Consider the following 9,160-nt stretch of genomic DNA (forward strand, 5'->3'; position numbering starts at 1 on the left):
GCCGGAGTAAGCTTCATGTGCCTATGCTCCGACCCATTACCCATTTATTAATACGGAGACGAACGACATGAAGACATTTTGGAATATAGACAAGAATCTGACTGCCATCAAGGAGTGGCAGCCCAACTGCTGGATACAAGTAACCTGTCCCACCGATGAAGACCAGCAAGAGCTGGAACAGCGGTTTAATATCCCCGATTATTTCCTTTCCGATATCAGCGATACCGACGAGCGTGCCCGCTATGAGTACGACGACGGATGGATGCTCATTATCCTGCGTATTCCCTATGTCAAGGAGGTGCGCTCACGCACTCCCTACACCACCGTGCCACTGGGTATCATCCACAAGCGCGATGTGACCATCACCGTGTGCTATTACGAGACCAACATGATGATTGACTTCGTCTCCTACCAGCAGAAGCGCGGGCAGGGTTTCACCGACTATGTCGACCTTATCTTCCGCCTCTTCCTCTCCAGTGCCGTCTGGTATCTGAAGCGGCTTAAGCAGATAAGTCTGCTCATTGAGAAGGCCAAGCACAACCTGGACCATGGCGTCAACAATGAAAGCCTCATCGGCCTGTCGCGTCTCCAGGACTCACTTACATACTTCATCACATCCATCCGAGGCAACGAGACACTGCTGTCCAAGCTGAAATTCAAGCTGCAGGTCGACGAGCTCGACGCCGACCTCATCGAAGATGTCAACATCGAGATGTCGCAGGCACGCGAGACCACCAACATCTACTCCGACATCCTCGAGTCGACCATGGACACCTATTCGAGCATCATCAACAACAACATGAACACCACCATGCGTACGCTGACCTCCATCAGTATCGTCATGATGTTGCCCACGCTGATATCTTCACTCTTCGGAATGAACCTCATCAACGGTATGGAAAACTACCCCTATGGCTTCATCATCGCCATCATCATTTCCATACTCGTTTCGGGCTTCACGTGGTGGATATTGCGCTTCAAACGACTATTATAACCCCAAAACGATAAGAAATATTAATATTTGTTAGGTCATTAGGAACTTTTTCATTAAGTTTGCAACCTACATAATAACAAATATAGTGGAAACCGATAATCATAAACTAAACAGTGATATGATGGACTCTCAAGACAACGTCCTGAAACAGGACATTACTGAAGAAGCAGTGGCAGCCCAGCCTGCCAACGTAGACAACGACACCGTGGCCGAAGCCGGCAATGCCCCCGCGACAACGGCAGTGGACAGCGAGCCCGATACCGAGGCTGCACCGCTGAAGATGTATGCCTCCAAGCACGAGGTACTCGAACGTGTCAAGGAGCTGGCCCACAGCGACGAGACTCCCGCCAAGGACGAGGTAGACCATCTTAAGACGGCGTTCTACAAGCTGCTCTTTGCCGAGCGCGAGGCCGACCAGAAGACATTCATCGAGAACGGTGGCGACCCCGAAGCCTACGTGATGAAGACCGACGACAGCGAGGAGCAGTTCAAGGCCGAGATGGGACTCATCAAAGAGAAGAGAGCCAAGGCTTTCCAGCAACAGGAAGAGGAAAAGAAGGCAAATCTGCAGCGCAAACAGCAGATCATAGAAAAGATAAAGATGATGTCTACATCACCCGAAGAGGCCAACAAGTCTTACAACGACTTCAAGGCGCTCCAGCAGGAATGGAAAGACATCAAGGCAGTGCCCGCCGAGAAGGCCAACGAGCTGTGGCGCAACTACCAGCTCTATGTCGAACAGTATTATGACCTGCTCAACCTCAACCGCGAGCTGCGCGAGTATGATTTCAAGAAGAACCTGGAGCAGAAGACACTGCTCTGCGAAGCTGCAGAGAAGCTCGCCGACGAGCCCGATGCCGTCAGCGCTTTCCATCAGTTGCAGGAGCTCCACCAGCAGTATCGCGAGATAGGCCCCGTGGCCAAGGAGCTGCGCGAGCAGATTTGGGCACGCTTCAAGGCTGCCTCTACCGTCATCAACAAGCGCCACCAGCAGCACTTCGAAGAGTTGCGCGCCAAGGAAGAGGAAAACCTGACACGCAAGACCGCACTCTGCGAGAAGGTGGAAGCCATCGCCAAGGAGGAAAACAAGAACGCCACCGACTGGGAGAACCACACCAAGCAGATTATAGATATCCAGACCGAATGGAAGACCATCGGCTTTGCTCCGCAGAAGATGAATGTCAAGATATTCGACCGCTTCCGCGCCGCCTGCGATGACTTTTTCGGCCGCAAGGCTGAGTTCTTCAAGACTCTGAAGGAAAAGTTCGCCGAGAACACCAAGAAGAAGAAGGAGATGGTAGAACAGGCCAAGGCCCTCATGGACTCTACCGACTGGAAAGCCACCTCCGACAAACTCATCAAGCTGCAGAAGGAGTGGAAGACCACCGGCATGGTGCCCAAGAAGGTGGGCGACCAGCTCTGGGCCGAGTTTGTAGCCGCCTGCAACAAGTTCTTTGAAGCCCGCAATGCCGCCACCGCCGGCACACGCAACGAGGAACAGCAGAACCTGGACCGCAAGAAGGAAATCATAGCCAAGCTCAAGGAACTGCTCGACAGCACCGCCGACAACGTGCAGGCCACGCTCCAGCAGCTCATCGACGAATACGGCAAGATAGGCCACGTGCCCTTCAAGGAGAAAGACAAGCTCTTCAAGGAATACCACAAGGTGGTCGACGCCCTCTACAAGCAGCTCAACATCTCTGCCAGCAAGCAGCGGCTTGACAACTTCAAGTCCAGCATCAAGAGTATGGCCAAGCAGGGCGAAGATATGCTCGACAATGAGCGTGGACGACTCATGCGCAGATACGAGCAGCTCAAGTCGGAGATAACGACATACGAGAACAACCTGGGCTTCCTCAACGCCAGCAGCAAGAAGGGCAACAGCCTGATAGACGAGATGAACCGCAAGGTCAACAAGCTGAAGGACGACCTCGAACTTATCCGTCAGAAGATTAAGGCCATCGACGCCGAGAACAAGTAACCGTCAGACACGATTGACATACGCCATCCCTCTGCCCCACCCTGGCAGAGGGATTTTTGTTTCCCCACGTGCCGCCATCACCGCGAAGTGACTGCGGCGCCACCCCAACCCGTCGGGGCTTGCCGCCCCAAGCGCCGTGACGTCCTCTATCCTGATTGCAGGGCGCGAAATGACTATTGCGGGGTGTGAAATCATTGTGGCAAGGTACGAAATGACGATTTCACGACACGAAACCATCTTTATGGGCATGGGCTGTGGCTTTATGGGCATGGGCTGTGGTTTTATTGTCATGGGCTGTGGTTTTATGGGCATGTCATTCGCGGTGGGTTCAACCGGCAGCGGTTTTATGGGCATGGGCAGCGGTCTGGCGCCTGCTGCCACCCACTTATATCCTGCCACGGCAAAAAGAGGGGCGGTTTGCTTGTCTGCCTAAAGGGAAATAAGTAACTTTGCAACACCAATTCATACACCGTTAACAGTCATGGCACGCAACAACACATGGATATACCACCTCGTGGCCTTTGCCACCGTAGCGATATGGGGCTGCACCTTCGTATCTACCAAGGTACTGATGCTCAACGGGCTCTCGCCGGCGCAGATATTCACGCTGCGCTTCCTCATCGCCTATGTGATGATGCTCGCTGTGTATCACTCACGGCTGTGGGCCGACTCGTGGCGCGACGAACTCAAGATGATGCTGCTCGGCATCAGCGGCGGTTCGCTCTACTTCCTCAGCGAAAACGAGGCGATGAACTTTACCTCGACCACCAATACCTCGCTCATCGTGTGCTCGTGTCCGCTCTTTGCCACGCTGCTGGTGAGGCTGGTCTACCGTTCCACTACGCGCATCAGCATGATGCAGTTGGGCGGTTCGCTGCTCGCCTTTGCCGGCATGGTCATCGTGGTGCTCAACGGGCGCTTTGTGCTCCACCTCTCGCCCCTTGGCGACGCGCTGGCGTTTACCGCCTGTCTGAGTTGGTCGGTCTACTCGCTGCTCATGAAGTGGGTATCTGCCAAGTACGGCGCCGCCTTCATTACCCGCAAGGTCTTCTTCTACGGCGTGCTGACCATATTACCTTATTATATATTCTACCCCACGCTCCCCACCGCCGCCGTGCTCACCAAGCCCGTGGTAGTGGGCAACCTGGCATTCCTGGGCTGTCTGGCGTCGATGATTTGCTTTCTCACCTGGAACTGGTGCATCTCCAAGCTGGGTGCGGTGAAAGCCACCAACTGGGTATACTTCAACCCCATCACCACCATGATTTTCGCCTCGTGGGTGCTGGGCGAGAAGATTACTCCCTACTTCCTCGCCGGAGCCACCTGCATCCTGTTGGGCATGTTTGTCGCCGACCGCAGCACCAAGACCAACAACTGACGCCCGCTTTTTTACCTTCGCGACAGCCCCAATCTCCATCATCGCCAACATTTTCGGCGGCAAAGGGCCTATGATTAGGAAAAAAATACCTAATTTTGTAATTTGATAGGTTGTCTGTCAATGCGAAAGAAGCCACTACGGCCACCACTTTCACAGAATTTCAACAAACAAGAAGTATGACTCACGCAGATACACTGAAACACTACACACGGCGGGTGCTGCGCGCGACGGGGATAGCCGTCGCCTCGCTGCTGGCACTGCTGTTGCTCATCACCATACTACTCTACCTGCCACCCGTACAGAACTGGGCGGTGCGCCAGGTCTCTGCCTACGCCTCCGAGGCTACGGGCATGGACATCGGCATCGACCATGTGCAGCTGGCATTCCCCCTCGACCTCGAGGCCGAGGGCATACACGTGGTACAGCCCAACGACTCGACCCAAGCCACCGACACCATAGCCTACATCCACCGCGCCGTGGTCGACGTGCAGTTCTGGCCGCTGCTCACGGGTGTAGTCAATGTAGATGAACTGGCGCTCGAGAAGATGCTGCTCAACACCGGCACCCTGATACACGAGGCGCGGGTGAGCGGACGCATCGGCGCCCTCACCCTGGCTTCCCATGGCGTAGACCTCTGCCGGAGCGACATGAGGATAGACCGCGCCCTGCTCGACGGCGCCCTGCTCGACATCGAGCTGAGCGACACCGTGCCGCCCGACACCACACCGTCGGCCAATGTGTGGAAGATTGCCGTGGAGAAACTCGACATCAACCGCTCGGCGCTTACCCTGCACATGCCCGGCGACACCCTGCGCATAGGGGCACAGATTACCGCTCTCAAGGCGCGCCAGGGCTATCTGGACCTGGGCAAGGGGCTCTACCGCGTGGGCAGCCTCAGCCTCGACGACAGCGGCGTGAGCTATGACAACCGCGCCATAGACCCCGTCGAGGGGCTCGACTACAACCACCTCGCCCTCAGCCATCTGTCGCTGGCTGTAGACTCGGTCTTCTACTGCGCTCCACGCATCGAGGCGGTAGTGCGCAGCGCGGCATTTGCCGAGAAGAGCGGACTCAGCCTTACCTCGCTCGCCACGCGCATAGCCATCGACTCGCTGGCGATGCACCTCCCCACTCTCGCCCTCACCACCACCCACTCCAGCGTCAAGGGGCGCGTGGATATGGACTTCAACGCCTTTGACAGCCGCCATCCCGGCAAGATGAACATAGACCTGCGTGCCTCGCTTGGCCGTGGCGACATCGTCTGTGGCGCATCGTCGCTGATGCCCAAGGCGTTGCTGCGCAGTCTGCCCGACCATCCGGTCAACATCAGTGTGGCCATGAGCGGCAACATGCAGAAGGCGCGCCTCTCCCGCATGGACATCACGTGGCCCTCGGTGGTCGACCTGAGTGCCAACGGATTTGTGGGCAACCTCAACGACACCGACCGTCTCAGCGCCGACATCAAGGTCAAGGCCCGGACCCACCAGCTCAACTTCATCACCCAAGCCCTCGCGCCCGCAGTGGCACGGCAGATACGCATCCCCAGCGGCGTGCGGCTGCAGAGCCACATCACCGCCGACGGCCCCCACTATGCCGCCACCCTCGACATGACCGAGGGTCGTGGAGCGCTCAAGGGCAAGGCAGAGATAGACACGCGGCGCATGGCATACAGCGCACGGATGGCAGCACGTGGGTTGCAAGTGGCACACTTTGTACCTTCAGCGGGCGTAGGTACCCTCACCGGCTCGCTGACGGCACGGGGCACGGGCACCGACATGCTCAGTCCGCGCACCCGACTGCAGGCGCGCGCCGAACTGGGCCAGATAGACGTGGCTGGACAGCGCATCGGCGACACCCACGCCACCATCGACATGGCGGGAGGCCACATCCACCTCAACGCCGCCGGCAACAATCCCCTCTTCGACGGCCAACTGTCGTTTGCCGGCATCGCCAACGGCAGCCGCATCCGTGGCACCTTTGCCTGCGACCTCGACAAGGCCGACCTGCACCGTCTGGGCATCGCCGACAATGCCCTCAACCTGGGTGTATGCTCCCACATCGACATCGATACCAATCTCAAAGACCATCTCAGCATCCTGGGCAACGTGGGCGAGATACGCATCCACTCCAGAAACCATACCTTCCGCCCCGAAGACATAGACTTCGACGTGCTCGCCACCCGCGACACCACCCATGCGCTCATCAGCAGCGGCGACTTCAGACTCGATGCCGACGCGCGTGGCGACTACAACGTGCTGCTGCATCATATCCAACTGGTAAGCCAGGAGATGCAACGCCAGACCCGTGAGAGATACATCGACCAAGTGCGCCTGCGCCAGCAGCTGCCCGAGGCGCGCATCTTCCTCAGCAGCGGGCGCAACAACGCCTTCTCGCGCTTCCTTAAGTGGAAGGGCTACGAGACCGCAAGGCTGCTGGTCGACGTAAACTGTTCGCCTGTACAGGGCATAAACGGACACATAGACGCCGACTCGGTGGTGGCAGCCAAATTCCTGATAGACACCGTGAGGGTGGCGGTGACGAGCGACTCGGTGCGCACCCGCTATCAGGCGCGGATAAGCAACAACAAGCGCAACCCCGACTACACCTTCACGGCGCTGCTCAATGGCGGCGTGTTTGAGCGTGGCGCCTATGCCGCCGCCCAGGTCTTCGACGCCCGCAACCGGCTCGGACTGCGGTTCGGACTGGCTGCCGCCATGCAGACCGAGGGCATACTGCTGCACCTCTATGGCGAGCCGCCCGTGCTGGGCTACAAGCAGTTTGCTGCCAACAAGGACAACTTTATACTCTTTGGCGACAATGAGCGCATAAAGGCCAACCTCAAGCTCACCGCTGCCGACGGCATGGGTGTGCAGCTCTACTCAGACGACACCAACAGTGACGCCCAGCAGGACCTCACGCTCTCGCTCGCCAAGTTTGACCTGCACAAGGTGCTCTCGGTCATCCCCTATATGCCCGACATTGAGGGCATGATGAACGGCGACTTCCACATCGTCAAGACCGAAACCGAGCTGTCGGTATCTTCTGCCGTGACGGTCGACAACATGAAGTACGAGAAGTGCGACATGGGCAATCTCGGCAGCGAGTTTGTCTACATGCCCAAGAACGACGGCTCTCATTATGTCGACGGCATGCTGCTCTGCAACGGCAACGAGGTGGGCACCATACAGGGTACGTACAAGTCGGAGGGCGACGGATGGCTCGATGCCACCATGGGTCTGCAGCGTATGCCTATGCAGCTCGTCAACGGCTTCATCCCCGACCGCCTCATCGGTCTGCGCGGCTATGGCGACGGCACCCTCTCCGTGCGCGGCCAGCTCGACAGCCCCATCGTCGATGGCGAGGTGTATCTCGACTCTACCTACCTCTTCAGCGAACCTTATGGCGTGCAGATGCGCTTTGCCGACGACCCCGTGCGCATCGTCGGCAGCCGGCTCCTGTTTGAAAACTTTGAGATGTTTGCCAACAACGACGCGCCGCTCAACATCTCGGGCAATCTCGACTTTACCGACCTCGGCAACATGATGCTCGATATCCGTATGCGCGCCGAAAACTTCAAGATTATCGACGCCAAGGAGAACGCCAGGTCTGAAGCCTACGGCAAGGCCTTCGTCAACTTCTACGGCATGATGAACGGCCCGGTAGACAACCTGCGCATGCGCGGCAAGCTCGACGTACTGGGCAACACCGATATGACCTACGTGATGCGCGACGCCGAACTCACCGCCGACACGCAGCTCGACGAGCTGGTGCAGTTTACCAACTTCCGCGACACCACCAAGTCAGAGCCCGTGCAGCGCCCCGCCATTCGCGGCCTGGATATGCAGCTGAGCATGTCGGTCGACGAGTCGGCCCACATCATGTGCATGCTCAACGCCGACCACTCCAACTACATCTCTCTGATAGGCGGCGGCGACCTGCGCATGGGCTACAACCCCACCGACGAGCTCACCCTCACCGGCCGCTACACCCTCTACAGCGGCGAGATGAAATACTCGCTCCCCATCATCCCGCTCAAGACCTTTGCCATACAGGATGGCAGCTACATCGAGTTCACGGGCGACCCCATGAACCCGCAACTGCACATCACCGCTACCGAGAGCGTCAAGACCACCGTAAGCGAGGGCAGCAGCAGCCGTGCCGTAGACTTTGACTGTGGTGTCAAGCTCACCCAGACGCTCAGCAATCTGGGCCTCGAGTTCATTATCGACGCCCCTAACGACATGACCATCAGCGACCAGCTCAAGACGCTCACCACCGAGGGTCGCAGCAAGGTGGCGGTGACCATGCTCGCCTCGGGCATGTATCTCACCGACGGCAACACCAACCAGTTTACGATGAACAACGCCCTGTCGTCGTTCCTCCAGAACGAAATCAACAATGTGGCTGGCAAGGCGATGCGCTCGATGGGACTCGATCTCGGCATGAGCATCGACAACACCAACACATCGGACGGCATGCACACCGACTACAATTTCAAGTTCTCCAAGCGTCTGTGGAACAACCGCTTCAGCGTCAACGTGGGCGGAAAAGTGTCGACCGGCGCCGACATCGACATGCAGCAGGGCGACAACGATATGTTCTTCAACAAGGTAGAGCTCGAATACCGCCTGGACCGCAATGCCAGCAAGTATCTGCGTGTGTTCTACGACAACAACAAGTACTCGGACGGCATGCACACCGACTACAATTTCAAGTTCTCCAAGCGTCTGTGGAACAACCGCTTCAGCGTCAACGTGGGCGGAAAAGTGTCGACCGGCGCCGACATCGACATGCAGCAGGGCGACAA

General features: G+C 57.5%; 5 protein-coding genes. All 5 read left to right on the forward strand.

Annotated elements, in window-relative coordinates:
- The first annotated feature begins 67 nt into the window (after positions 1-67).
- Positions 68-994, forward strand: coding sequence for a magnesium transporter CorA family protein (locus tag CIK95_RS06725; RefSeq protein WP_022310858.1), 927 nt, complete (start codon positions 68-70; stop codon positions 992-994).
- A 118-nt stretch (positions 995-1,112) separates the two neighbouring features.
- Positions 1,113-2,975 carry a DUF349 domain-containing protein gene (locus CIK95_RS06730; protein ID WP_094466590.1) on the forward strand — a complete coding sequence of 621 codons (1,863 nt, stop codon included), beginning with the start codon at positions 1,113-1,115 and terminating at the stop codon, positions 2,973-2,975.
- Between the two features lie 196 nt (positions 2,976-3,171).
- Positions 3,172-3,408, forward strand: coding sequence for a hypothetical protein (locus CIK95_RS12835; protein WP_144007762.1), 237 nt, complete (start codon positions 3,172-3,174; stop codon positions 3,406-3,408).
- Positions 3,409-3,456: 48 nt separating this feature from the next.
- Positions 3,457-4,353, forward strand: coding sequence for a DMT family transporter (locus CIK95_RS06740; RefSeq protein WP_022310860.1), 897 nt, complete (start codon positions 3,457-3,459; stop codon positions 4,351-4,353).
- A gap of 176 nt (positions 4,354-4,529) precedes the next feature.
- A partial coding sequence (locus CIK95_RS06745; protein WP_144007763.1) for a translocation/assembly module TamB domain-containing protein occupies positions 4,530-9,160 on the forward strand: 4,631 nt, incomplete at its 3' end.

It is taken from the genome of Prevotella sp. P5-108 (assembly GCF_002251385.1).
Classification (GTDB): Bacteria; Bacteroidota; Bacteroidia; order Bacteroidales; family Bacteroidaceae; genus Prevotella.

What these genes read in the sequence shown, in the direction of transcription:
- CIK95_RS06725 (WP_022310858.1), top strand. Translation starts at nt 68, where the DNA reads ATGAAGACATTTTGGAATATAGACAAGAATCTGACTGCCATCAAGGAG.
- CIK95_RS06730 (WP_094466590.1), top strand. Translation starts at nt 1,113, where the DNA reads ATGATGGACTCTCAAGACAACGTCCTGAAACAGGACATTACTGAAGAA.
- CIK95_RS06740 (WP_022310860.1), top strand. Translation starts at nt 3,457, where the DNA reads ATGGCACGCAACAACACATGGATATACCACCTCGTGGCCTTTGCCACC.